Here is a 26109-nt window from a genome sequence, read left to right on the forward strand (position 1 = left end):
AGGTTAGTTCTATGAACTAACCTTTGCTATTTCTCTATTTATTTTTTTAGAGAAGCTTCATATTCTTTATACTCTTTATCTGTAGCTGGTACTTTAATTTCACCGTCTGTAATTTTCTTTTCAAATTCTTCTACTTTTGTTAAAATTTCAGGGTTAACTTTTTTCACGTTATCAGTTGTTTTTGAAATACCAATACCGTCATCTTTTAAGCCAAACGCTTCAATTTTTCCACCTTTTAACTTTCCGTCTTTTGCTTCTTTAGCTACTTTTTCTACAGCTACATCAACGCGTTTTATCATTGAAGTTAATGTTACATTTTCAGGCATACCTTCTTGATGTTGGTCACGGTCAACACCGATTACCCAAACATTTTCACCTTTTTTCTTACGATTTTTCGCTTCAGTGAACACACCGTTACCTGTACCACCAGCAGCATGATAAATTACATCTACACCTTGACCGTACATTGCTGAAGCAAGAACTGTACCTTTTTCAGGTTTATCAAATGCTTCTGCATATTCAGATACGATTTCAATGTTTGGATTTACTGCCTTTGCACCAGCCTTAAATCCATTTTCAAATTTACTAATTAAATCACTCTTCATTCCACCAACAAATCCTACTTTATTCGATTTTGTTGACATAGCCGCTACCGCACCTACAAGGAATGAACCTTCATGATCTTTAAATGTAATGCTTGTTACGTTCGGTGCATCTACAACAGTATCCACAATTGCAAATTGTTGTTTTGGAGCTTCTTTTGCTACTTCTTTAATTGCACCTTCTAATTTATAACCGATTCCGAAAGATAAATCATACTTATCTTTTGAAAATTTCTTTAAGTTTGGAATATAATCTGCTTCTTTTTCAGACTGTAGGTAACGATAATTTGTCTTTTCCTTTAATCCATTATCTTTACCAAACTTTTTCAAACCTTCCCAAGAAGATTGGTTGAATGATTTATCATCAACGCCCCCAACATCTGTTACCATACCAACTTTAAATTCTTTATCTTCTTTCTTGTCACTACTCGCCTTATCCGAGTTACCACATGCACCTAAAATCGCGCTCGCTGCTAATGTTAATGATAATAAAAGACCTGTTTTTTTCTTCATACTAGAAACCCCTCCTGAAATTATATATATATCTTTATTCTTACGCTGCTGTCCCTAACTTCTTGTTGTCACCTCCCTAAAATGGAACTTACCTACATACGTTTTCTTAATACGTGGAAGCTAAATTTGTCAGCTCTAAAGTAATTGATAGAATATAAGATTGGCTCATCATTTTGATCATAGTGCATTTGTTTTAAAACTAGCAGTGCCGTTTCAGGTTCACATTCTAAAATCGGTGAGATTTTCGGATGATAGCCAATTGGCTCAATGTGAGCAACTGCGTATGTGATACGTTTGTGCGTATTGTTATGTATCACTGTAAGCAATGATTCTTCGTTGTATCCCGATAAATCTGGCAAGATTTCTTTTGCAAGTTTATCAATACAATATACAACAGGTTCCCCATCTGCTGTACGCACACGCTCAATCATTACGGCATTAAAACCGTCTTCACTATTAAACTTCTCTTTTTCTTCTTCTGTTAAACTTGTTGTAGATGATGATAAAAAGATAGTTCCTGGTGTTTTCCCCACACTAGAAATCATATCTGTAATACTAGAAAGTTGTTCAATCCCAGAAGAAAATAACGGCTTTGCATTTACAAATGTTCCTACACCATGTCTACGAATGACAACATTTTCTTCTTCTAAAATACGCAGCGCTTCCCTTAAAGTCGCCCTACTTACACCAAGTTCTTTCGCTAAATCAAACTCTGATGGTAACTTCTGTCTTTCTTTGTAAGCTCCATCTTTAATTTTTTCTTTGATGTGATCAATCACCCGTAAATATAGGTGACGACTATCGGATTTTACTGACATAAGACTCCCCCGCATTTCAATTATTCGACCTCTGATGTAAGACTTCTTTTCTCTTTTTTCAACTTACAACATAATAAAATTGCTAAATACTAAAAATAAGCTTAATTGTCGAATAAATATTAATAATTTTTTAAGATGAAATTTTCACTCTTTACTGCATAAAAAAAACTTTGCACCATAAACATTCCTCATTTCGAGAAAAAGTTCGGCACAAAGATCTCTTACATCCTTTGTTACACACTTTTCCCCTCATAGTCCAGCAATTCATGGTTGCCGGGTAGAAACTTATGGACCTTATCTCCAAGATTATATGAGGCAGTGATTCTTTTCGAAGTAATCTTACCACTTGCTCCCATACGTGTCAACAAAATTCAACATTTTTCTACATTAAATATCGAACATTCATTAAAAACATAATCAAAGTATTCGTATTCTAAAGAATCGTTTTAGATGTAAGCCCTTTCTTTACCACTGGATATAGTATATAACAAAACTAGCATATAAAAAAGCCTAATTGTAAAAACAATTAGGCTTTTTTTATGAACTTTTTTCTTGTACATCATTAATGAGCACTTCTCGTGGTTTACTACCTTCATACGGACCTACTACACCATTCATTTCCATTGCATCAATTAAACGGGCAGCTCGCGTATAACCTACTCTAAATCTACGTTGCAACATAGAAACAGATGCTGTTTGCATTTCTACTACAAGCTGAACTGCTTCATCATATAATTCATCTTCTACTTCCTGCTTCGTATCAGGAACATCTTGTGGAATCATATCTTCTTGATATTGCGCTTTTTGCTGACCAATAACATATTCTACAACTCTCTCAACTTCATCATCGGATAAAAATGCACCTTGTACACGTACAGGCTTCGATGCACCAATTGGTATAAACAGCATATCTCCACGACCTAGCAGTTTCTCTGCACCACCACCGTCAAGAATTGTACGAGAGTCCGTTTGAGAAGATACCGCGAATGCAATACGTGATGGAATATTCGCTTTAATAACTCCCGTAATAACATCAACCGATGGACGCTGCGTCGCAATAATTAAATGAATACCAGCCGCACGAGCCATTTGTGCTAAACGCATAATCGCATCCTCTACATCTGATGAAGCAACCATCATTAAATCGGCTAACTCGTCCACTATTACTACAATATAAGGTAATTCCGGTTGTTTCGCTTCTGATTGACTATTATGTTCTTTAATATGATCATTATATCCTTCAATGTTACGCGTGCCACTATGAGCAAATAACTCATAACGTCGTTCCATTTCACTCACGACTTTTTTCAAAGCTTGTGATGCTTTTTTCGGATCAGTTACAACTGGTGTTAATAAATGCGGAACACCGTTATATACATTTAACTCTACCATTTTCGGATCAATCATCATTAATTTTACTTCATGTGGTTTTGCACGCATTAAAATACTAACAATAATACCATTAATACATACACTTTTCCCGCTACCTGTCGCACCAGCTACTAGTAAATGGGGCATTTTATTTAAACGGGCTAATACAGCTTCACCTGTAATATCTCGTCCAAGACCAATTAACAACTTCTCTTCCGGATGATTATTAGCCTTAGAATCAAGAACTTCTCTAAGCGTTACCATAGATACTTCTGAGTTCGGAACTTCAATCCCTACAGCTGATTTCCCGGGAATAGGTGCTTCAATACGAATGTCTTTCGCAGCTAAAGCAAGTGCTAAATCATCACTTAAACTAACGATTTTGCTTACCTTTACTCCCATATCAGGATACACTTCATATTTTGTAACTGCAGGACCTCTATGTACTTTTGTTACTTTCGCTTTCACTCCAAAACTTTGGAATGTACGTTCTAATTTACGAGCATTCTCATAAATTTCTGCATTTTCATTTGTAACTTGCTTATTCTTAGGAAATTTCAATATATCAAGTGCAGGAAGCTTGTAATCTTTATTTTCTACATTTGAAAATTGCATTGGCGGGGCACTTGTTTCCGCCTCTAAAGATTCTACAATCTTTTCTCCACGCTTTTTCTTAGATTCTTCAACAGGCGGAGCCTCTTCAATAGACGGTGAAGTTATTAACTCTGCTTCCTGTTCTTCGCTAATTCGTTTATTCTCTTCTTCATTTACAGGATAATTCTCAGTGAAATTCGAAATAATTGGAGGATCAATTGAGATTTCTTCCATCGGCTCAATAATCTCTTCTTGTTCTGCAGCACGTTTGCTCCTTGTGCTTCTCGTTGTTTTTTTCTTTTCTGTTTGTTCAGCCGTCCTTTTGGATCTCCAATCTTTATAATCCCCTTGCATTACTTCAAATTGACTTCTAAGGATTCTTCCTACAGGGGCAAGTACTTCTCCAATATGCTTATTTGTTATACAAAGTATGCCGAGAATCACTAAAATAATACCAATGATATAAGCTCCTACTTCGTCAAATAAAAAGTAACACGTCGCGAACATAAGCGCACCAAACATACCACCGCCTAAATGAACGCTATCCGGCCCCTTTTTCATTTCAAGAAAGAAGTTATCTTTCGTACTTACAATAACAGAAGTATTTTGCACCGCTCCATCTTTCGTAAGAAGGTTAAATAATGTAATATGACTAAACATTAATATCGCCAATACTATTAAATAAAAACCAATTAACCGTTTATTTAAAAGGTTCGGCCATCCACGTTTGATAACAAACGAAACCGATAAAGCTATTACACCTAACACACCAATTATGTACCACTCACCAAAGAAGAAGCGAAAAAATAACACAAACGATTTCCCTACAACACCTAGCTGTAAAATCGTAATGATTGAAAGTGCAAAAAGAGTTAAACCGACGATTTCATAATACAAAGTTGGCTTTATCGTGCGTCTTGCTTTTGCCTTCGTCCCTCTTTGCTTTTGTTTTGCCATTTCTTCACCTCGTGTTCTACATGTAAGTAGGGCTTCCTAAAAAAGCTCTACTTATATGTCTGTTTTCTCTATTTTTTCAGGTCTTACATCTTCTATTTTTACACTTCTTGTAAATTGTTAAATAAACAGAAGAAAGCAGCCCTCTCATGGCTGCTCAACCGTCTTGTTTTTTATATTATACCATAGCTTCTAAACAAAATCCTTCTTTTTACTAAAAGGTTATTTTCTGACCGGGCTCAAACTCTAAGTAGTGTAGCGGATCCGTACTTAACACACGTACAATAGAATAAAAGCCATGTTCTTCTTCAGCAACCATTAATTCAACACCGTTTATATTTACAACTTTTTGGCTTTCACATTGCGAATAATCAGCTGGATATACAAGTTGCTCTGGCATAATTGTGTATAAAATCATTGTAACATTGCCCCTTCTGCACTATTATCCATGCGAGCATCTATTAATTCATTCAGCTTTCGAATCGCATTCCCAATACCACCGACATCATCTATAAGACCATATTTCACTGCATCGCCACCAATAACATTCGTCCCAATATCTCGCGTCAAATTCCCTTTCGCAAACATAAGTTCTTTAAAACGATCTTCGGTTACTTTCGAATGCTTCGTCACAAATCGAATGACTCTTTCTTGCATTTTATCTAAATACTCAAATGTTTGCGGCACACCTATAACAAGACCTGTTAGACGAATGGGATGAATTGTCATCGTCGCAGTTTCCGCAATAAATGAATAATCCGTAGAGACGGCGATTGGTACACCGATAGAATGCCCTCCGCCCAGAACAAGTGATACCGTTGGCTTTGAAAGCGAAGCTACCATCTCAGAAATTGCTAACCCTGCTTCAACGTCACCTCCGACCGTGTTTAATATTAAAAGCAAACCTTCAATTTTCGGATTTTGTTCTATCGCAACAATTTGCGGAATAATATGCTCATATTTTGTTGTTTTATTTTGCGGCGGCAACTGAACATGACCTTCCACCTGTCCAATGATTGTTAAACAATGAATACTCGATTCATTCATTTGTGGTACATTCGTTTGCCCTAGCTGTTGAATTTTTTCCACTATCGAGGCTTCTTTCCCAGTTTCTTTCGGCTCAGCCTCTTTCCCTTCATTTGTATAACGATCACGTTCTGTCATATCGCATCCCCTTTCACTCGTATATAACTATTATTTCTTAAGTTATAAATTTCATTCGATAGAGTTTAAAAAGAAAAAAAGATCACCCGTAAAGGTGATCTTTTTTATACTTCCATAATAATCGGTAAAATCATAGGTTTTCTCTTTGTCTCTTCGTACAAGAACTGCCCTAATAATTCACGAATATTTTGTTTTAACATAGACCATTCAATTGAATACTCTTTAATCGATTGCTCAACAATCATACGTACAATCTCTGTAGAGCGGTCAATTAACGCTTCTGATTCACGAACATACACAAAACCACGTGAAATGATTTCTGGACCAGAGATAATTTTCTTTTCATCTTTACCAAGTGTTACAACAACTACTAATATTCCATCTTGAGATAACATTTTTCTATCTCGAAGAACGATATTACCAACGTCACCTACACCTAATCCATCAATTAACACATTACCAGCTTGTACTTTGCCAACTAAGTTTGCTTCATCGTCACCAAAAGCAATTACATCTCCTTTTTCTACGATAAAGATATTCTCTCTTGCAATACCTACATCTTCAGCTAAATATGCATGTGCTTTTTGCATACGGAACTCACCATGTACGGGTACAAAATACTTAGGTTTCATTAAATTTAACATTAATTTTAATTCTTCTTGGCTACCGTGACCTGAAACGTGAACTTTTCTTTCACCGTAATAAATAACATCAGCTCCAGCTCTAAATAACAAGTCAATAATTTTCGATACAGATATTTCATTACCCGGAATTGGAGAAGCCGCAATAATAACCGTATCGCCTTTACGAATTGAAATTTGTTTATGAGCTTGCTTCGCCATTCTAGAAAGGGCTGCCATCGGTTCACCTTGGCTACCTGTCGTTAAAATAGCTACCTTTTTCTCTGGGAAATTGTCTACTTCTTGTAGTGAAATAACCATACCTTCTGGAACATCTAAATAACCAAGACGTCTTGCGATATCTACCACTTTCACCATGCTACGACCTACAACCGCTACTTTTCGTCCTGTTTCAGCAGCTGCATCAAATACTTGTTGAATGCGATGTACATTCGATGCAAATGAAGCAACAATAATACGTCCTTCTGCGCCGTAGAACACTTTAGAAATTTCTACACCAACTTCTTTTTCAGAACCTGTATAGCCTGGACGCTCAGCATTTGTACTATCAGATAATAAGCACAGTACGCCTTCATTTCCGATTTGTGCCATTTTCCCAAGGTCTGCTCCACTATTTCCAATTGGAGTTTGATCGAATTTAAAGTCTCCCGTGTATACGATAGCACCTTTTGATGTATGGAAACAAACACCAACAGAATCTGGAATACTATGTGTCGTTCCAAAGAATGACACCGTTGTAGTATTAAACTCTACTGTTGAATTTGAATCGATCGTTTTTAAGTCTACACGGCCTAACATACCCGCTTCGCCAAGTTTTTCTTGTATAAGTCCTACCGTTAATTTCGTTGCATACACTGGAATAGATAATTTACGAAGTACGTAAACAATACCTCCAATATGATCTTCATGTCCGTGAGTAATAAATAAACCTTTTACTCGCTCTTGATTTTCCACTAAATATGTAATATCAGGAATAACGATATCAATTCCAAACATTTCATCTCCTGGGAACATTAATCCTGCATCTACAATAAAGATTTCAGAATCAATTTCAACACAGTACATGTTTTTCCCGATTTCACCTACTCCACCAAGAGCAAATACTTTAACAGACTCATTCTCTTTTCTCTTCATGTTGTTGCCTGGTTTAAAAATCTTTCAAACACTGATTTCACTAAAATTGCAGAGACACCAGGGGAAACTCTACAACCACCATATATTCACCGTCCAAGACGAATGTCCTTACCGTTATGCGATATCATGTCCTTATTTATTTTTTAAACCAGGTTTCACCTCTCTTTCATTATATAAATCAAATATCTTATTCGATATGATATGAAAATGTAATCAAATTATAATTTTTACCAATTTTGCTAAGCATACCCGTACTAAGCTACTTAGCCATATTATACCTGATACAAGAAATAGAACACAAGTTAAATCGTGCGAAAGAGAAAGTAAAAGAACGGAATTACAACAAAAGTATCTAACGTGTTTCCTTTATATTTGCTTCGATTTTGTACTCCATAATTTTTTGAAGAAATAGCCATAAATACACTAAATTTATTTCATAATATGGATTTTCAAGACTTATTCTTCTAGAATCGAACAAAAAAACTTATAAAATAAAGCTTCTTTATGAATCACATCACATTTGAGGCAATTCCTCTGAAAAACAGAATCGATAGTTTATTACTTTTATACAAATGTTTATTCTATAATAACTATGTTTTTTTGATTCATTTAAAGGGGGTACAATTATTTTCTTGTATATGTTGCAATACATAATGAAAAAGCGATCAAACAAATGGAGTAATATGGTAGGTAAAAAAGAGCGGCAAAGATTTTCATACCATAAAAAAATGACCTAGTTTTATACTAGGTCATTTTTTATTAACGAGGGATAGATTGCATAACAGATTGTAACGCTACTCTTTCTTCTTCTGTTAATGGAAGAAGTGGTAAACGTACGGAGCCTACATCTAATCCAACCATTTGTAACGCTGTTTTTACTGGCGTTGGGCTTGGCGCCATAAATAATGAATCCGTTACTCTTACAAGTAATTGATGTAATTTTTGCGCCTTTTTAAATTCTCCTGCTTGGAATGCTGCAATCATTTCTTGCATTTCATTTCCAATCACATGAGATGCTACAGAAACGATACCTTTCGCTCCAACTGACATAGCTGGTAACGTTAAACCATCATCACCGCTGTATACTGCAAAGTCGTCCGCTGTTTTTTCAATGATTTCTGTCATTGTTAGCACATCGCCGCCTGCATCTTTAATCGCAACAATGTTTTCTATTTCTGATAAACGAACAACTGTATCAACGGAGATTTGTACAATAGATCGTCCTGGAACGTTATATAGCATAACCGGAAGCGGCGTGCTTTCAGCAATTGCTTTAAAGTGCTGATACATTCCTTCTTGACTCGGTTTGTTATAATACGGTGCTACTAGCATTACTGCATCAACACCAACCTCTGTTGCCTTTTTAGTTAAGTCAATAGAAGCATGCGTATTATTACTACCTGTTCCAGCGATTACGGGCACCCTTTTATCGACAACAGATACGACATGGCGATATAACGCTACTTTTTCTTCTGAAGTTAATGTAGGAGATTCTCCTGTCGTTCCTCCTACCACGATTGCTGTTGTACCGTTATCTATTAAATAATTTACCAATTTCGTTGTCTTCGTAAAATCGATATTTCCGTTTTTATCAAACGGAGTTACCATCGCGGTTGCAATTGTCCCAAAATCTATCATGGTCTCACTCCTTATTGTTCCAGTTGCTTTTCTTTTGAAAGCTCAAACGCACTATGTAATGCATTTACAGCCTCCACTAAATCAGTTTCTTTTACAAGAACCCAAATTGTTGTATGGCTATCTGCCGATTGCAGAATTTGAATACCTTTTTCCGCTAAAGCTGTAACGATTTTTGCAGTAACCCCTGGGTATCCTGCCATTCCAGCTCCTACAATAGATACTTTTGCACAATGCTCTGTCACAATTGGCTCATATCCAAGGTTTTTTAATAATTCAACTGCACGACTTGATACACTATCACTCACCGTATAAGCTACCCCAGTAGGTGAAATGTTAATTAAATCGACACTGATTCCTTCATTCGCCATTTCTTTAAACACATGCTGTTGTAAATCATATGCTGTTTCTTTTGCCAGCACTTTAATTTGCGTCACATTTGATACATGAGCGATACCTGTAACAGGACGTTCTTCTACATCACGGCCTTTTGTCGCACCGTCCGATGCTGAAATAAGCGTACCTTCACTATCAGAATACGTAGAACGTACACGAAGTGGTACTTTGGCATGCATCGCAATTTCAACTGCACGTGGATGCACGACTTTTGCACCTTGATATGCCATGTTACAAATTTCATTGTATGTTACCGTTTGAAGATGACGTGCATCTTTTACAATGCGAGGATCCGCAGTCATAACACCTTCTACATCTGTAAAGATATCAATAAATTCAGCATGAAGCGCAACACCTAATGCAGAAGCTGAAGTATCGCTACCTCCGCGTCCAAGTGTTGTCGTATCACCTTTTTTCGTTTGTCCTTGGAATCCTGTAACTACGATTACATCTACATTTCCTAATTCTTCATGTACACGATCGCAATTCATTTCAATAATCTTAGCATTCGTAAAATCCTCATTTGTTACAAAACCAGCTTGTGCACCATTTAATGCCGCTGCTTTTATACCGTTCTCATTTAACATGTTAGAGAAGACGATTGCTGAGATTAATTCTCCGCATGATAATAATAAATCTTGCTCACGATTAGAAATGCGAGATTCCTCTTGATTTACAAGACTTAACAAAGTATCAGTTGCATATGGTTCACCTTTACGGCCCATAGCAGATACGACAGTAACTACTTTATAACCCGCATCTAGCGATTTTTTTATATGATGAAGCGCATGCTTACGTCCATTTTCATCACGTACGGATGTGCCACCAAATTTTTGAACAATAATTTTCATATTTTGCACCTTCTCTTAGCCGTTTACACTAATTGTAATTTTACTAAGCGCTCTGCAATTTGAACAGAATTCCATGCAGCGCCTTTTAATAAGTTATCAGATACGACCCAAAGATGGAATCCTTTATCGTTATTTAAATCTTTACGGATTCTTCCAACGAATACTTCGTTTTTACCTACTGCAGTAGCTGGCATTGGATATAACTGCTCTTCTGGATTATCTTGCAGAACGATACCTTCCGCATTTGCAAGTAAGCTCTTGAATTCTTCTACTGTTACACCTTCTTTTTCTACTTCGATGTAAACAGACTCAGAGTGACCTGATACAACTGGTAAACGTACACATGTTGCCGCTACTTCTAATTCAGGCATATGCATAATTTTTTTCGTTTCATTAATCATTTTCATTTCTTCAAACGTAAATCCATTATCTTGGAATTTATCAATCTGTGGAATCGCGTTGAAAGCAATTTGGAAATGTTTCTTATCACCTGATACAGGTAAAACATTCGCCTTCACTTCTTCACCATTTAAGATTGCTTGTGATTGTTCATGAAGTTCTTCAATCGCTGCCGCACCAGCACCTGATACAGCTTGATATGTGGAAACGATTACTCGTTTTAAACCATATTGCTGACGAACTGGCTCAAGAGCTACTACCATTTGAATTGTAGAACAGTTTGGATTTGCAATAATACCATTATGTTCTTTTAAGTCGTTTTCATTTACTTCAGGTACAACAAGTGGCACGTTTTCTGTCATACGGAATGCACTTGTATTATCAACAACAATCGCACCGCGCTTTGCTGCTTCTGGCGCTAATTGTTTTGATACAGATCCACCAGCACTAAATAGTGCGATATCTACTCCTTCAAAACTTTCAGGAGTTGCCTCTTGAACTGTAAATTCTTCGCCTTTAAATACAAGTTTCTTACCTGCAGATCGTTTAGATGAAAGTAACGTTAACTTCCCGATTGGAAATTCTCGTTTCTCTAAAGTATTTAACATTTGTTCACCAACTGCGCCGGTTGCTCCAACTACAGCGACATGAAAAGTTTTTTGCTTTTCCATCACTATGCCCCTTTCTAGATACCAATCCTTCTATAACTTAGAATCAGAAGGAGTATAGAATACCCCTTCTAATCTTAATAACGTTAATTTTATCATATTCTACAGTAAGAATGATGGTTTCATCAAAAATTGTCCGTTTTTTTTCGTTTTTTAATTCATATATCTGAATTTTTCTACGACAACCGGTTGCAATTGCTTCCCTTGTAGCGCTTCTAATACTGTATCTTCAAGCAGCTCCATGCGAGCTACCATTGAGTTCGGTTTTTTCTCTGGTGCATCTTGGCCGAATGGGACGAAATAGATGTTTTTTGTTGCCATTAGGCGCATGAGATTTACCCCATTAAGCCCTAAAGCATCATTCGTCGAAACAGCCAACACGACAGGCTTTCCATTTCTTAACGTCGCTTTTGCTGCCATTAATACTGGAGAGTCTGTCATTGCATTTGCAAATTTACTCATAGAATTTCCTGTTAGTGGCGCAATCACCATACAATCTAGTGGAATTTTAGGTCCTAGTGGTTCTGCACCAACGATGGAATTAATCGCTTTAAAGCCTGTTACTTCTTCAATCTTTTTAATCCACTCTGCTCCTTCGCCAAATCTCGTATTTGTTGATTGAACAGTGTAAGAAACAACGGGGCGTACTTCTGCTCCCTCAGCAATTAATTTTTCTAAATGAGGCATTACTTCTTCGTACGTACAATGTGAACCAGTAAAACCAAATCCTATTCTTTTCCCTTTTAAATTCATTCCCCATTCTCCTTTCTTGCTATTACGTCTTCTGCTAGTAACTGAGAAAGAACGTTCGCTAAAATTTGTCCTGCTGTTTTTGGAGCAACAATACCTGGTAATCCAGGTGCTAACAGCGCTTTGACTCCTCTTTTTTCCGCATATCTAAAGTCGGTACCGCCTGGTTTAGAAGCTAAATCAATTACTAACGTATGAGCCGGCATTTTCGAAATAACATTCGCTGTCACGACGAGATGCGGAATTGTATTAATGACAATATCGATATTTCCTACTTCTTTCTCAATATTTTGCATATGAAAAGGAGAAAACATCATTTCTGTAATACGTGCAATATGTTCCGATCGTCTTGCTCCAACTTTGACATGGGCTCCTAATGATTGAAATGCTCTGGCAACACTCATCCCTGTTCTACCAAATCCTAAAACCATTACATTGGAACCATGAATTGTATAGTCGGTATGTTGAATTACCATCATTAATGTACCTTCTACAGTTGGTATAGAATTGTAGATTGCCACATCATCACGATCAAATAATTTAACAAGTTTGCGGTTTGTAGTAGATACGAGATTTTCCAAGTAAGGCGTACCAATACCTGAATATATAGTAAAGTGTTCTGGTGTATTTTCAATTTGTTCTTTCGTTATAGAAACTTTTTCGTTTGAAAAAATAGTATCTACTTCTCCCTTGGCATTTGTACCTGCAACTGGCAAAATAATTGCATCTACAGAAGTGAAATCTAAATTTTGTATACTTTCTTTTGCTGCCCCTGTGAAGCCATGATCTAACTGATCAAACCCTATCAATGAAAGTTTCGCATCCAATTCAACTAGCTTGCGAATTACTTCTAGCTGTCTTGCATCTCCTCCTATGACAGCAATATGCATCTCAGTCAACATTCCCTAATTCACCTTCTTTTTCTGTCATTTATAAGAAAAGTGCCTACTTTTTCTTTTTCCTCCACATCATATGTAATGTACGAGTTTTAGGTGATTGAAAAACAAAAGCACGTATGATTTATCCCGCTATTTGTATGCAGTTAGACCTCCATCTCAACATTCGACATATGAGAGGACATTATACGGGAAATTGATTTCCGGTAAACGCTCGATTCATGTGAGCTTTTACTCAGAAGAGAATGAACAAAAAAAGATGACCAAAATGGCCACCTTTCACTTCGAATTTGAATGATCCGTAATATCACAAAGGATCATATCGTGCCCTACTTTCTTAATTTGGCTCCACGTGACTCTTACTTCTTGTGGTTCCTTTTTAAAACCTCCCCATTTCCCAGCCGGTATGATAAGAGCCTGTATTTGGCCATCCTTCTCATCAATCTCTAAATCCACATAACCTAAAACTCCCATTTTTTCTGCTCTTTCTAAATTTACAATCTCTTTGCCACTTAATTCACTTAATCGCACACACTCTCCCCCTACCGAATTATGAATTTAAGTTATCCATAATTAGTACCTATTCTGTATATCAAAAAAAATAACCGTATCTCTTTTAAAAGAGATACGGTTATTTTTACATACTTCATATAAAGCAATTATAGTTTTATTCCTTTTGGAAGTTTTCCATCTGGACTAATTAATGCTGCAGAGAATTCATCTGTAAACATATTACGAATTAACTCATCAACATTTTCTTTTGTTACTGTGTTTACACTTTCAATAATCTCATCAAGTGAACGATGCTTACGAAGTAGCAATTCATTTTTACCATTACGGCTCATACGGCTATTCGTACTTTCTAAACTTAACATTAAGTTTCCTTTTAATTGCTCTTTACTATTAATAAGCTCTTTTTCTGTAATACCTGTATTTTTCAATGTTTCTAATGTTTCTTGCATTGTTTCATACAGTGTATCTAATTGTTGGCTACCTGTTCCACCATACAGCGTTAACATACCTGTATCTTCATAAGAAGAATGGTAAGAAAATACTGAATAGGCTAACCCGCGTTGCTCACGTACTTCTTGGAATAAACGGCTACTCATACTACCGCCTAAAACGTTATTTAATACAATTAAGTTATAAATATCTTCGTGTCCCATTTGTAAGCCTTTATATCCTAAACATAAATGAGCTTGTTCTGTTTCCTTTTTACGTGCTACCTTATTAAAATGGAAAATTGGGCTATGTACTTGTTCACGGTTTGTTGTTCCTTCATAACTACCGAAATATTGCTCTACCGTTTGCAAGAAGGCTTCATCAATATTTCCTGCAACTGAAACAACGACATTTTCAGGTGTGTAATGATCCTTGATATATTGGCGTAGCGTATCACCTGTAAACGTATCAAGCGTTTCTTCTGTTCCTAAAATAGGATATCCAAGTGGATGCGTTTCATATGTTGCTTTCGTTAACATATCATGCACAATATCATCTGGAGCATCTTCGTACATTTTAATTTCTTCACATACGACATTCTTCTCTTTTTTCAGTTCTTCCTCATCAAATGTTGAATTAAAGAACATATCTGCTAATACATCTAAAGCATATTTAGCATGCTCATCTAGCACTTTTGCATAGTAACAAGTGTATTCTTTTGAAGTAAAAGCATTCACTTGCCCACCAATGCTATCAAATGATTCTGCAATTTCGCGTGCACTACGTGTTTCCGTTCCTTTAAAGAACATATGCTCTAAAAAGTGGGAAACCCCGTTATTTTTTTCATTTTCATTTCTTGATCCCGCATGAATCCAAATACCAATTGCAACCGATCTTACTGTTGGTATATTCTCCATAACGATTCTTACACCATTTTTACAAGTATATTTTTTAATCAAAAACTTTCCTCCTACTGCCAGTTTCTCTAATTAATTGCTATTATTTAATGATAACAAGTTTAAGGATGAATGTCATGCAAATGTATTTAATCCACACGTTTTTCATCCAGTAATTCTGTTATATTCCCTACTTTATATCCTTGTTCCTTCAATTTTGTAATCATTGTATCTAATGCTTCTGTTGTAGATGAAGTTGGATGCATTAATACGATAGCACCTGGATGTATTTTTGTCATCACTCTCTGCAATAGTACCTCTGGTTCAGGTCGCTTCCAATCAATTGTATCTACAGTCCACATAATCGTTCCCATTTGGAAATCATCTGCAATTTTCACGACTTCACCCCGAAAACTTCCACTCGGCGGAGCAAACCATCTTACCTTTTGATTCGTAGCTGCTTCGATCATTCGATTTGTTTTTTGTAACTGATCTCGGATTTCATCAGAAGATAGCGTTTTCATATTAGGGTGTGTGTAAGAATGATTTCCGACTTCTTGATTTGCATCAACAATCATTTTTGCAAATCGCAAATTTTCCTTCACCCAACGTCCTTCTAAAAAGAAAGTCGCTTTCACATCATGTTTTTTCAATATTTCTAATATACGAGGCAAATACTCGTTTCCCCACGCCACATTTATTGTTAATCCCACCATCTTTTTATTTGGATGTCCCCTATAAATTGGAGCTGGTGATAAATCTTCTAAGTGGACACTCGGTGATAATTCCTTGAATTCCAGATATTTTTGATCAAATTTCTTTAGTTTCCTCATATTATTATAAGATGCTTCAATATCAACTTGTCTTCCATTATATCCTGGTGTTAATTTCCATATCTTATCAATCATCGCGTTTTGAGGTGCAATCTCATATTGTTTTGCATGTTTTTGAATATCTTCATATAAGTTATCCTGTGCAAAAACGGAATAAGAGCCTACACTGACATATAAAAAGAATATACATATGTATGCCAATATACGAGCTTTCATATAAACCCTCCCATTAACTATATAAAAACCTTTTTTCTTCTTATCTTTGTTAATTTGAGCGTTATAATGAAAACTATACCTATACTGACATAAAAATATATGTAAATCATATTTTTTACATAACAAAAAAAGCCAGTTTAACTGGCTTTTACTTATTGCTGCTCTTGTTTGTTTTCTTCTTTAGCAGCTTCTTTTTCTTGCTCTTCTTTTAGCAATACTTTTCTAGATAGATTCACACGACCTTGCTTGTCAATCTCGATAACTTTAACTGTAATTACATCACCGATCTTCACAACGTCTTCTACTTTACCTACACGCTCAAGTGCAAGTTCTGAAATGTGAACTAATCCATCTTTACCGCTGAATAATTCAACGAAAGCACCGAATTTCTCAACACGTTTCACTTTTCCTTCGTAGATTTCACCTACTTGTACTTCGCGAACGATATCTTCGATAATTTTCTTAGCTTTGTCATTCATTTCTTGATTTATTGAAGAAATGAATACTGTACCATCTTGCTCGATGTCAATTTTAACGCCAGTTTCTTCAATAATTTTATTGATTTGTTTACCGCTCGGCCCAATAACGTCACGGATTTTATCTGGGTTAATTGTCATTGTAATAATCTTTGGAGCGTAAGCTGATAATTCAGTACGTGGCTCTGCAATAACAGATAACATATGATTTAGAATGTGCACACGACCAACTTTCGCTTGTTGTAATGCCTCTTCTAAAATTTCACGAGATAGACCATCGATTTTAATGTCCATTTGCAGTGCAGTTACACCTTTTGCTGTACCTGCTACTTTAAAGTCCATATCACCTAAATGATCTTCCATACCTTGAATATCAGATAAAATTGTGTAATGCTCACCAGTTTTAACTAGACCCATTGCAATACCTGCAACTGGAGCTTTAAGTGGAACACCAGCATCCATCATTGCTAAAGTACTACCACAAATACTTGCTTGTGAAGTAGAACCATTTGATTCTAAAACTTCAGATACAAGACGTACTGTATATGGGAAATCTTTTTCAGATGGAATTACAGGCTCAAGAGCACGTTCTCCTAGTGCACCGTGACCAATTTCACGACGACCTGGTCCACGCATCGGTCTTGTTTCACCAACACTAAATGATGGGAAATTGTAATGGTGCATAAAGCGTTTTGATTCTTCTACACCAAGACCATCTAAAATTTGTACATCGCCTAATGCACCTAATGTACAAATACTTAATGCTTGTGTTTGTCCACGTGTGAATAAACCAGAACCGTGTGTACGAGATAAAATACCAACCTCTGATGCTAATGGACGGATTTCGTCACCTTTACGGCCATCTGGGCGGATTTTTTCAACTGTAATAAGACGACGTACTTCTTCTTTTACAATTTTATATAAAATCTCACTTACTTGTCCTAATGTATCAGCGTCAGCTTCCTGCGCTTCGTAATGCTCAATTACACGCTTTTTCACTTCGTTAATTGCATCTTCACGTGCATGTTTCTCATGTACTTGAATTGCAGAATGCATATCCTTCTCAGACATTTCACGTACAGCTTGATTAAGATCAGCGTCAACTTCATAAAGTTTCACTTCTGTTTTCTCTTTACCTACAGCTTGTACAATCTCTTCTTGGAATGCAATTAGACGTTTAATTTCGTCATGTCCAAACATAATTGCTTCTAACATTGTTTCTTCAGGCACTTGATCTGCTCCTGCTTCAACCATGTTAATTGCATCTTTCGTACCAGCCACAACAAGATGAATATCACTTTGCTCTTGCTGTTCTACTGTTGGATTAATAACGAATTCGCCGTTAATACGACCAACTGTTGCACCCGCGATTGGGCCTTCAAATGGAATATCTGAAATCGATAACGCTAATGAAGAACCAAGCATAGCTGCCATTTCAGAAGAACAATCTTGATCAACACTCATTACAATGCTGACAACTTGTACTTCGTTACGGAAACCATCTGCGAAAAGTGGACGAATTGGACGGTCGATTAAACGACTTGCCAAAATTGCTTTTTCACTCGGACGACCTTCACGTTTAATGAAACCGCCAGGAATTTTTCCGACTGCATATAAACGTTCTTCATAGTTTACTGTAAGTGGGAAGAAATCTACATTTTTTGGTTCTTTTGATGCAGTTGCTGTAGATAGAACCGCTGTATCGCCATATCTTACTAATACTGCTCCGTTCGCTTGCTTCGCAAGCTGACTTGTTTCAACTGTTAGCTGGCGACCAGCTAAATCTATCGAGAAGACTTGCTTTTCTTGACTCATTTAAGTACCCCTCTCAATTTAAAGTATTCAATTCTTCTATGTAAATGGATAGTATATCACAATATTCTACCTCTAGTATTACCGAAAATGAAGTAAGCTATAAAGGGTAGAAGATATATTTTTACCTAACAAAAAAGCGGGAATATTCCCGCTTCTTTGACTATCGACGTAAGCCAAGCTTTGTGATTAATTCACGGTAACGTGTGATATCGCTATTACGAAGGTAAGTTAGTAAGTTACGACGTTTACCAACCATCTTTAATAGACCACGACGTGAATGATGATCTTTCTTGTGAGTACGTAAGTGCTCGTTTAGAGTGTTAATTTGCTCCGTTAGGACAGCAATTTGAACCTCTGGAGAACCAGTATCAGTCTCATGAGTTCTAAATTGTGCAATGATTTCATTTTTACGCTCTTGTGTTAAAGCCATCCTATTTCACCTCCTATTAATTAAACCCCCAATTACCTAGCAAGCGTCGGTGAGTCGCAATGCCAAGCAATGGTTGTCATAAAGTACATAACATAGAATACTACTTTTCATTTGAAAAAGCAAGTATATTCTTTTCGTTCGCAAAATATTCTTGTGCTGTTTTCTTATCTTTTGCAATTTGTTCAACTAATTCATCGATGCCATTGAATTTCTTCTCTTCTCTTATACGCATATGCCACTCTACTGTAACATTTTGATCATATATGTCTTTGTTAAATTCAAATAAGTGCACTTCAATAGATAATTGACGCTCATCTTCTTTAAAAGTTGGTTTATATCCAATATTACATACACCATCGTACCATTCATCGTGAACTTTTAATCTCACTGCATAAACACCTACAGGTGGTAATAGATACTCATCACTTAAACCTACATTAGCTGTGGGAAAACCAATTTGGCGTCCACGCTTATCACCGTGTACAACCGTTCCCCCTACTGTATATGCTCTGCCTAAAATAGATGGAATTTGTTCCATTTCGCCATTTCGAATTAACTTTCGTAATGCTGTAGAACTTACTTTCTCTTCTTGAAATTCAACTTTTTCAATCACAGTCTGTGTAAACTCCCCTCTTGCATGAAATGGTAAAGTCTCCATCTTTCCTTTTCCTAAACGTCCATATGAATAATCAAACCCTGCTACTACATGCTTTACATTTAAACCAATAATATAATCATCTACAAATTGTTGTGGCAATAAGCCTGCAAACGATTCATCAAATTTAATAACATATAATATATCGATCCCTAAGTTCTCGACTATTTTTTCTTTATCACACATTGGTGTAATATACTCCGCATGCGCTTCCTTTTTTCCTAAAACAACAGATGGATGCGGATAAAATGTCATAACTGCACTTTTATATCCCCGTTCATCCGCTATTTGTTTCGCAGTTCGAATTACACATTGATGCCCTAAATGAATGCCATCAAAAAATCCTAATGCCATTACAGTAGGTGGTAATTCTAATTTATTTTGTTCATGTGGATGAGTTAAATGAATAAGTTTCACGCTTGAATTCACCTTTTTCTGTAATAATCCTTCCAATAATTCATTATAGCTTTAGTTCTTGATTATTCACAAGTACTTTCATCGGCTTTAGCATACCAGGGTGTTTTGGATGGTGCTCAAAAATTGCAAGGCAGCGATCATTTTTATCAAACACTGTTATAAATGGCGCTGTTATTTGCAATTCATTTTTTAAGAACATACCATTCTTTATTTTCTCTGCTTGCTTTTCATCTACAACCATTTTCGGGAACTTACTTAACGCTTCATCAATTGAAATGAAGATAGACTCTACTGTTCCATTTTGCACGTTTTCTTCAATTTCTTCAAATGATATGCAATCTTCTAATAAAAATTCACCAGAAGCTGTTCTTACAAGGTGAGACATATGTGATGGGAAACCAAGTTTTTCACCAATCATTACTGCTAACGTTCTTACATATGTTCCTTTACTACACGTTACACGGAAACGGAATGAAATATTTCCCCCCTCAAACACTTCACGTTCATCTAGTAATACAAATTCATGAATTGTAATTGTACGAACCGGACGTTCAACTTCTTGTCCTGCTCTTGCATATTCATATAATTTCTTCCCGTTAACTTTTACAGCTGAAAACATCGGAGGCATTTGTTCAATCGTACCTGTTAATGCAGCAAGAGCCCCTTCTACTTCCTTACGAGTAATAACACGATCTACATTTTTCGTTTCAACTACTTCACCAGAAGCATCTTCAGTTGTCGTTGAAAATCCAAGTGTTACTTCACCTTCATATGTTTTCGTCTCACTCGTTAAAAATTGTGCAATCTTCGTTGCTCGTCCCACACAAATAGGTAATACTCCTGTTACATCTGGGTCTAATGTTCCTGTATGACCAATTCGTTTCTCACGCAATATCTTTCTTAATTTAAATACACAATCATGTGATGTCATGCCTTTTGGCTTATGTAATAATACTACACCTTCCATATATGTTCACCTCATCATAATTCTTTCATAGTAATTATCCAAAATTTATTTTGCATTGAAAAAATGGATAGACAAATGTCTATCCATTATTCTTCACGTTTACCGTCTTTATTAATTTGATGTAAAAGTGTATCAATTCGATGACCATATCCGATAGACTCATCAAACTCAAAGGAAATTTCCGGTGTTTTACGAAGACGAATACGCTGGCCAATTTCTGAACGAATGAAGCCTTTTGCCTTCGCTAAACCTTTTAATGTACTTTCTTTCTGTTCCTCATCACCTAAAACAGAAATATATACTGTAGCAATTTGTAAATCCCCACTCACTTGTACATCTGTTACTGTAACAAATCCAACACGTGGATCTTTAATTTTACGACTGATGATGTCGCCTAATTCTTTTTTCATTTGCTCGCCTACACGGTTTGCACGTAATTTCATAACTCTTCACCTCATTCAATACCATTCCAATTGTGTTATTGTACGTTCAATTTCAGGAAATGAATCGATGTACTCGAGTACACGATTCATTTCTTTTTCACAAATAACACGATTAGAGGATACAGAAACAATTGCAATTTCTGTACGTTGCCATACATCTTGATGCCCTACTTCTGAAACAGCTACGTTATAACGCTGCTTCACACGAGTTAGCACCCGTTGCAAAATTGCTCGTTTCTCTTTTAAAGAATGCACATCGTAAATCATACACTCGAATGAGAGTGAAGCGATAATCATCGCTTCACTTCTTCCATAATGTACGCTTCAATGATGTCCCCTTCTTTAAGATCATTATATCTCTCAATTGTAATACCACACTCATAGTTTTGTGCAACTTCTTTTACGTCATCTTTGAAACGTTTTAACGTATCAAGTTGTCCTTCGAAAATTACTACGCCATCACGGATAATACGCACGCCACTATCACGTGTAATTTTACCGTCAATTACGTAACAACCTGCGATTGTTCCAACTTTTGTTACTTTGAATGTTTGGCGTACTTCCGCTTGACCGATTACTTTTTCTTCGAATTCTGGATCCAGCATACCTTGCATTGCTGATTCGATTTCTTCGATTACTTTATAGATAATACGGTGTAAACGAACATCAACATTCTCTAATTCAGCTGTACGCTTCGCATTCACATCAGGGCGTACGTTAAATCCAATTACAATTGCATTAGATGCAGAAGCTAAAATAACATCAGATTCTGTAATCGCACCTACGCCTGTATGGATAATTTTAACTTTAACACCTTCAACATCAATTTTACGAAGTGACGCTGCCATTGCTTCTACAGAACCTTGTACGTCTGCTTTCACAATTAAGTTAATTTCTTTTACATCGCCTTCTTGGATTTGTTGGAATAAATCTTCAAGGCTTAATTTAGATTTTTCACCACGCTGAGCAAGTAACGCTTCTTGTGCACGTGATTCACCGATTTGACGAGCTTTCTTCTCATCAGCGAATGCCATGAAACGATCTCCTGCTTGTGGTACTTCGTTTAAACCTGTAATTTCAACAGGAGTTGATGGACCAGCAACTTTTACACGACGACCAATATCACTTACCATTGCACGAACACGTCCGAATGAAGTACCAACAACGATTGGATCTCCAACTCGAAGTGTACCGTTTTGAACAAGTAATGTCGCGATAGTTCCTTTACCTTTATCAAGCTGTGCTTCGATTACAGTACCAGTTGCATAGCGGTTTGGATTTGCTTTATATTCTTCTACTTCACTTACAAGAAGAATCATTTCTAGTAAGTTGTCAATTCCTTCACCTTGAATTGCAGAAATTGGTACGAAAATTGTATCTCCACCCCAAGCTTCTGGAACTAATTCATATTCTGTTAATTCTTGCATTACACGATCAGGATTTGCCGCTGGTTTATCCATTTTATTCACAGCTACAATAATTGGTACTCCAGCTGCTTTCGCATGGCTAATCGCTTCAACTGTTTGTGGCATAACACCGTCATCAGCTGCAACAACAAGGATTGTAATATCCGTTACTTGCGCACCACGAGCACGCATCGTTGTAAATGCCGCGTGACCAGGCGTATCTAAGAATGTAATCTTCTTGTCATTTACTTCAACTTGGTATGCACCAATATGCTGAGTAATTCCACCTGCTTCGCCTGCAGTTACTTTTGAATTACGGATAGAGTCAAGTAAAGTTGTTTTACCATGGTCAACGTGCCCCATAATTGTAACTACAGCTGGACGCTCTTTTAAGTTCTCTTCATCATCTTGCTCATCGATGAATGTTTCAAATTCAGTTTCACTTACAACTACTTCTTCTTCTACTTCAATACCATAATCAGTAGCAATTAACTCAATTGTATCTTTATCTAAGTCTTGGTTAATTGTTGCCATAATTCCAAGCATAAAGAGCTTCTTAATAATTTCAGACGGCTCTTTGCTTAATTTTTTAGCAAGCTCACCTACTGTAAGACTTCCAGAGAAAGTAACTTTATCTGGTGTTTCTACAGTTTGTGTTTGTTGTCTTCCAGCAAAGTTATCTTGACGTTTGTCTTCATTTCCCTTGCCTTTTTTCTTTTTCTTATTGCTGTTCTTTTTACTACGAACAACTTTTTCTTCTACTTCAAACTCATCTGCAACAGAAGGTTTTTCAGTTTGATACGCATTATCTAATTTATTTACTACTTCATCTTCTAACATTGTCATATGATTCGAAACCTCGATATTCATTTCTTTTAGTTTTGTCATAAGATCTTTACTTGAGATATTATGTTGTTTTGCATATTCATGCACTCGAATTTTACTCATACCTTCACCCCCGGTAATTTGTATCGAGCATGCTACGCAGCTTTTTCGCAAAGCCCTCATCTAACACAGCTACAACGACTCGCTCGTCTCTCCCAATCGCATGCCCTAATTGTTGTCGATTTTCGACCTTTCTCATTGGTACGTTGTAATACGTCGCTTTATCCGTGATGCGTTTTGTAGTATTTGCTGACGCATCTTCAGATAGCAATACAAGTTTTGCTTTGCCACTTCGTACTTCTTTTAAAACAAGTTCTTCACCCGAAATAATTTTCCGAGCCCGGTTTGCTAGTCCTAAAAACGATTTCCAATCGGACACTTATTTCGACTCCTTCTCAACAAGCTCAAGAAGCTCTTCGTATAGAGAACCGTCGATTTTCGCTTTTAGATGATGTTCCAAAACATTTTTCTTTTGGGCTTGAAGAATACTTTCTTTATCTTTTGATAAATAAGCACCTCGTCCTGATTTCTTTCCAGTTAAATCAATGGACACTTCTCCCTCTTTGGAACGAACAATGCGAACGAGCTCTCGTTTTGATTTCATTTCTTGCGTTGCAACACATTTTCGTAACGGAACTTTTCGATTGCTCATACTCATCACCTCTATTCGATTTCGTCTTCAACTGAATCGAATCCGAATGCGATTACGCTATCTTCTTCTGTTACAATACCAAGTTGTTTCGCATCAGACTCACTCTTAATATCAATTTTCCAACCTGTTAATTTAGCTGCAAGACGTGCATTTTGTCCACGCTTACCAATAGCTAATGACAGTTGGTGGTCTGGAACAACAACAGTTGTTGCTTTTTCTTCTTCATCTACAAGAACTTTAACAACTTGTGATGGGCTTAAAGCATTTGCAACATATTCTACTGGATCATTTGACCAGCGAACGATGTCAATCTTTTCGCCTTTTAATTCGTCTACAATGCGTTGTACACGTTGTCCTTTCGGTCCTACACAAGAACCTACTGGATCAACATCAATGTTCTCTGCATGTACAGAAATTTTAGAACGATCGCCAGCTTCACGTGCTACAGAACGAATTTCAACAGTTCCATCATAAATTTCAGGAACTTCCATTTCGAATAAACGTTTTAAAAGACCAGGATGTGTACGTGATACGTAAATTTGTGGTCCTTTTGTTGTTTTTTCTACTTTCGTAATGAATACGCGAATACGATCATGTGGTTTGTACTGTTCGTTTGGCATTTGCTCACTTACAGGTAATAAAGCTTCTACTTTCCCTAAGCTTACATAGATAAAACGAGCATCTTGACGTTGTACGATACCCACCATGATATCTTCTTCACGGTCACTAAACTCAGAGTAAATAACACCACGCTCTGCTTCGCGCACTCGTTGTGTTACAACCTGTTTTGCAGTTTGTGCTGCAATACGACCGAAATCTTTTGGTGTTACTTCAATCTCTAGTACGTCACCATCTTGATAGTTTGGATTAATTTGTCTTGCTTCTTCAACAGAAATTTCAAGACGTGGATCAAACACATTATCTACAACGTCTTTACGTGCTAAAACTTGAATTGTTCCCACTTCTGGGTTAAAGCTCACACGAACGTTTTGTGCTTGATTAAAATTGCGTTTATAAGCAGAGATTAACGCTGCTTCAATCGCATCAATAATAATATCTTTGCTGATTCCTTTTTCTGACTCTAATACGAGCAAGGCATCTAACAACTCAGTGCTCATGAAGATCCCCCTTCTAACTAAAACGTAACAGCAAGTCGCGCATTTGCAACTTTATCCATTGGAATTTGGATTTCTTTTTTACGTGTTTTAATTGTTAATAATAATGTAATTGTAGTACCATCGTAGGAAAGTAGCTTTCCTTCAAACATTTTTTCACCATCAATCGGCTCATATGTTTTAATTGCCACTTGTTTTCCTACCGCTTGCTGGAAGTCTTTCTCTTTCTTTAATGGGCGTTCCGCTCCAGGAGATGATACATCCAAAAAGTAAAGATGAGGAATTGGATCCTCTTTATCTAAAGCTTCGCTTAAACGTTCACTTACCGCACCGCATTCTTCAATGTCGACTCCCTTTTCAGAATCGATGAATACGCGTAAGAACCAGTCTTGTCCTTCTTGCACATACTCTACATCTACAAGTTCAAGATTTAACTCTTCAACGATTGGCTGCGCAAATGCTTCTACAACTTCTGTGACTTTCTTATCCATAAACAGCCTCCTTCCTGCCGCCATGTACCATTTACAAGAAAAGACCCCGTCCATAAAAACGGTCCATCTTATTCTTTCTCGTTA

The 26109-nt window shown here is 36.6% G+C and carries 25 protein-coding genes and 1 riboswitch; all 25 genes read right to left on the reverse strand.

The features are described 5' to 3' along the window. Positions 1 to 38: 38 nt before the first annotated feature. The 25 genes from QCI41_RS09300 to rimP all read right to left on the reverse strand — a co-directional run bounded on the left by QCI41_RS09300 (position 39) and on the right by rimP (position 26025). A complete protein-coding gene (locus QCI41_RS09300; protein ID WP_098137098.1) occupies positions 39 to 1115 on the reverse strand; it encodes a BMP family lipoprotein in 1077 nt (358 codons plus the stop codon). Between the two features lie 92 nt (positions 1116 to 1207). Next, entirely contained in the window at positions 1208 to 1933 is a 726-nt protein-coding gene (locus QCI41_RS09305; RefSeq protein WP_000114176.1) for a GntR family transcriptional regulator, read from the reverse strand. 232 nt (positions 1934 to 2165) lie between these two features. Further along, positions 2166 to 2267: riboswitch (purine riboswitch) on the reverse strand. 203 nt (positions 2268 to 2470) lie between these two features. Continuing rightward, the gene (locus QCI41_RS09310) at positions 2471 to 4855 is read right to left on the reverse strand and encodes a DNA translocase FtsK (RefSeq protein WP_001118773.1); all 2385 of its coding nucleotides are present in this window, start codon (positions 4853 to 4855) and stop codon (positions 2471 to 2473) included. Positions 4856 to 5066: 211 nt separating this feature from the next. Beyond that, positions 5067 to 5270 carry a YlzJ-like family protein gene (locus tag QCI41_RS09315; RefSeq protein ID WP_353837573.1) on the reverse strand — a complete coding sequence of 68 codons (204 nt, stop codon included), beginning with the start codon at positions 5268 to 5270 and terminating at the stop codon, positions 5067 to 5069. After that, positions 5267 to 6016 (reverse strand): translocation-enhancing protein TepA, encoded by a 750-nt coding sequence (gene tepA, locus QCI41_RS09320; protein WP_353837572.1) that lies wholly within the window; start codon positions 6014 to 6016, stop codon positions 5267 to 5269. The genes QCI41_RS09315 and tepA overlap by 4 nt, the downstream gene beginning before the upstream one ends. 104 nt (positions 6017 to 6120) lie before the next feature. After that, positions 6121 to 7791 (reverse strand): ribonuclease J, encoded by a 1671-nt coding sequence (locus tag QCI41_RS09325; RefSeq protein ID WP_000823080.1) that lies wholly within the window; start codon positions 7789 to 7791, stop codon positions 6121 to 6123. 759 nt (positions 7792 to 8550) lie between these two features. Further along, the gene (gene dapA, locus QCI41_RS09330; RefSeq protein ID WP_353837571.1) at positions 8551 to 9429 is read right to left on the reverse strand and encodes a 4-hydroxy-tetrahydrodipicolinate synthase; all 879 of its coding nucleotides are present in this window, start codon (positions 9427 to 9429) and stop codon (positions 8551 to 8553) included. Between the two features lie 11 nt (positions 9430 to 9440). Continuing rightward, positions 9441 to 10673 (reverse strand): aspartate kinase, encoded by a 1233-nt coding sequence (gene dapG / locus QCI41_RS09335; protein WP_353837570.1) that lies wholly within the window; start codon positions 10671 to 10673, stop codon positions 9441 to 9443. 23 nt (positions 10674 to 10696) lie between these two features. Then, the gene (asd, locus tag QCI41_RS09340; protein WP_000414854.1) at positions 10697 to 11743 is read right to left on the reverse strand and encodes an aspartate-semialdehyde dehydrogenase; all 1047 of its coding nucleotides are present in this window, start codon (positions 11741 to 11743) and stop codon (positions 10697 to 10699) included. 150 nt (positions 11744 to 11893) lie between these two features. Beyond that, entirely contained in the window at positions 11894 to 12493 is a 600-nt protein-coding gene (dpaB, locus tag QCI41_RS09345) for a dipicolinate synthase subunit B (protein WP_001049480.1), read from the reverse strand. Then, entirely contained in the window at positions 12490 to 13392 is a 903-nt protein-coding gene (gene dpaA / locus QCI41_RS09350; RefSeq protein ID WP_000954740.1) for a dipicolinic acid synthetase subunit A, read from the reverse strand. The genes dpaB and dpaA overlap by 4 nt, the downstream gene beginning before the upstream one ends. Before the next feature lie 273 nt (positions 13393 to 13665). Continuing rightward, positions 13666 to 13917, reverse strand: coding sequence for a YlmC/YmxH family sporulation protein (locus QCI41_RS09355; RefSeq protein ID WP_001239751.1), 252 nt, complete (start codon positions 13915 to 13917; stop codon positions 13666 to 13668). 128 nt (positions 13918 to 14045) lie between these two features. Next, positions 14046 to 15287, reverse strand: a complete 1242-nt coding sequence (locus tag QCI41_RS09360; RefSeq protein ID WP_000593006.1) for a M16 family metallopeptidase — start codon at positions 15285 to 15287, stop codon at positions 14046 to 14048. Between the two features lie 86 nt (positions 15288 to 15373). Further along, a complete protein-coding gene (locus tag QCI41_RS09365) occupies positions 15374 to 16273 on the reverse strand; it encodes a polysaccharide deacetylase family protein (RefSeq protein WP_353837569.1) in 900 nt (299 codons plus the stop codon). Between the two features lie 152 nt (positions 16274 to 16425). Beyond that, complete coding sequence (gene pnp, locus QCI41_RS09370; RefSeq protein WP_000076761.1) at positions 16426 to 18564, reverse strand: polyribonucleotide nucleotidyltransferase; 2139 nt, start codon at positions 18562 to 18564, stop codon at positions 16426 to 16428. Positions 18565 to 18724: 160 nt separating this feature from the next. After that, complete coding sequence (rpsO, locus tag QCI41_RS09375) at positions 18725 to 18994, reverse strand: 30S ribosomal protein S15 (protein ID WP_001229392.1); 270 nt, start codon at positions 18992 to 18994, stop codon at positions 18725 to 18727. A gap of 100 nt (positions 18995 to 19094) precedes the next feature. Beyond that, the gene (ribF, locus tag QCI41_RS09380) at positions 19095 to 20066 is read right to left on the reverse strand and encodes a bifunctional riboflavin kinase/FAD synthetase (RefSeq protein ID WP_000766716.1); all 972 of its coding nucleotides are present in this window, start codon (positions 20064 to 20066) and stop codon (positions 19095 to 19097) included. A 43-nt stretch (positions 20067 to 20109) separates the two neighbouring features. Beyond that, the gene (gene truB / locus QCI41_RS09385) at positions 20110 to 21033 is read right to left on the reverse strand and encodes a tRNA pseudouridine(55) synthase TruB (protein WP_353837568.1); all 924 of its coding nucleotides are present in this window, start codon (positions 21031 to 21033) and stop codon (positions 20110 to 20112) included. Between the two features lie 86 nt (positions 21034 to 21119). Continuing rightward, positions 21120 to 21476, reverse strand: coding sequence for a 30S ribosome-binding factor RbfA (gene rbfA, locus QCI41_RS09390; protein WP_000776445.1), 357 nt, complete (start codon positions 21474 to 21476; stop codon positions 21120 to 21122). 15 nt (positions 21477 to 21491) lie between these two features. Beyond that, the gene (locus QCI41_RS09395) at positions 21492 to 21773 is read right to left on the reverse strand and encodes a DUF503 domain-containing protein (RefSeq protein ID WP_000582364.1); all 282 of its coding nucleotides are present in this window, start codon (positions 21771 to 21773) and stop codon (positions 21492 to 21494) included. Continuing rightward, complete coding sequence (gene infB, locus QCI41_RS09400) at positions 21770 to 23830, reverse strand: translation initiation factor IF-2 (protein WP_000036353.1); 2061 nt, start codon at positions 23828 to 23830, stop codon at positions 21770 to 21772. Before infB ends, QCI41_RS09395 begins: the two co-directional genes overlap by 4 nt. Positions 23831 to 23834: 4 nt before the next feature. Further along, positions 23835 to 24146 carry a YlxQ family RNA-binding protein gene (locus QCI41_RS09405; RefSeq protein WP_001286521.1) on the reverse strand — a complete coding sequence of 104 codons (312 nt, stop codon included), beginning with the start codon at positions 24144 to 24146 and terminating at the stop codon, positions 23835 to 23837. After that, the gene (gene rnpM, locus QCI41_RS09410; protein WP_000071127.1) at positions 24147 to 24419 is read right to left on the reverse strand and encodes an RNase P modulator RnpM; all 273 of its coding nucleotides are present in this window, start codon (positions 24417 to 24419) and stop codon (positions 24147 to 24149) included. An 11-nt stretch (positions 24420 to 24430) separates the two neighbouring features. Further along, a complete protein-coding gene (nusA, locus tag QCI41_RS09415; RefSeq protein WP_000102596.1) occupies positions 24431 to 25537 on the reverse strand; it encodes a transcription termination factor NusA in 1107 nt (368 codons plus the stop codon). 17 nt (positions 25538 to 25554) lie between these two features. Beyond that, positions 25555 to 26025 carry a ribosome maturation factor RimP gene (rimP, locus tag QCI41_RS09420; RefSeq protein WP_000359098.1) on the reverse strand — a complete coding sequence of 157 codons (471 nt, stop codon included), beginning with the start codon at positions 26023 to 26025 and terminating at the stop codon, positions 25555 to 25557. Positions 26026 to 26109 lie beyond the last annotated feature (84 nt).

The sequence above is a fragment of the Bacillus cereus group sp. MG4 genome (genome assembly GCF_040460055.1).
GTDB classification, from domain to species: Bacteria; Bacillota; Bacilli; order Bacillales; family Bacillaceae_G; genus Bacillus_A; species Bacillus_A wiedmannii.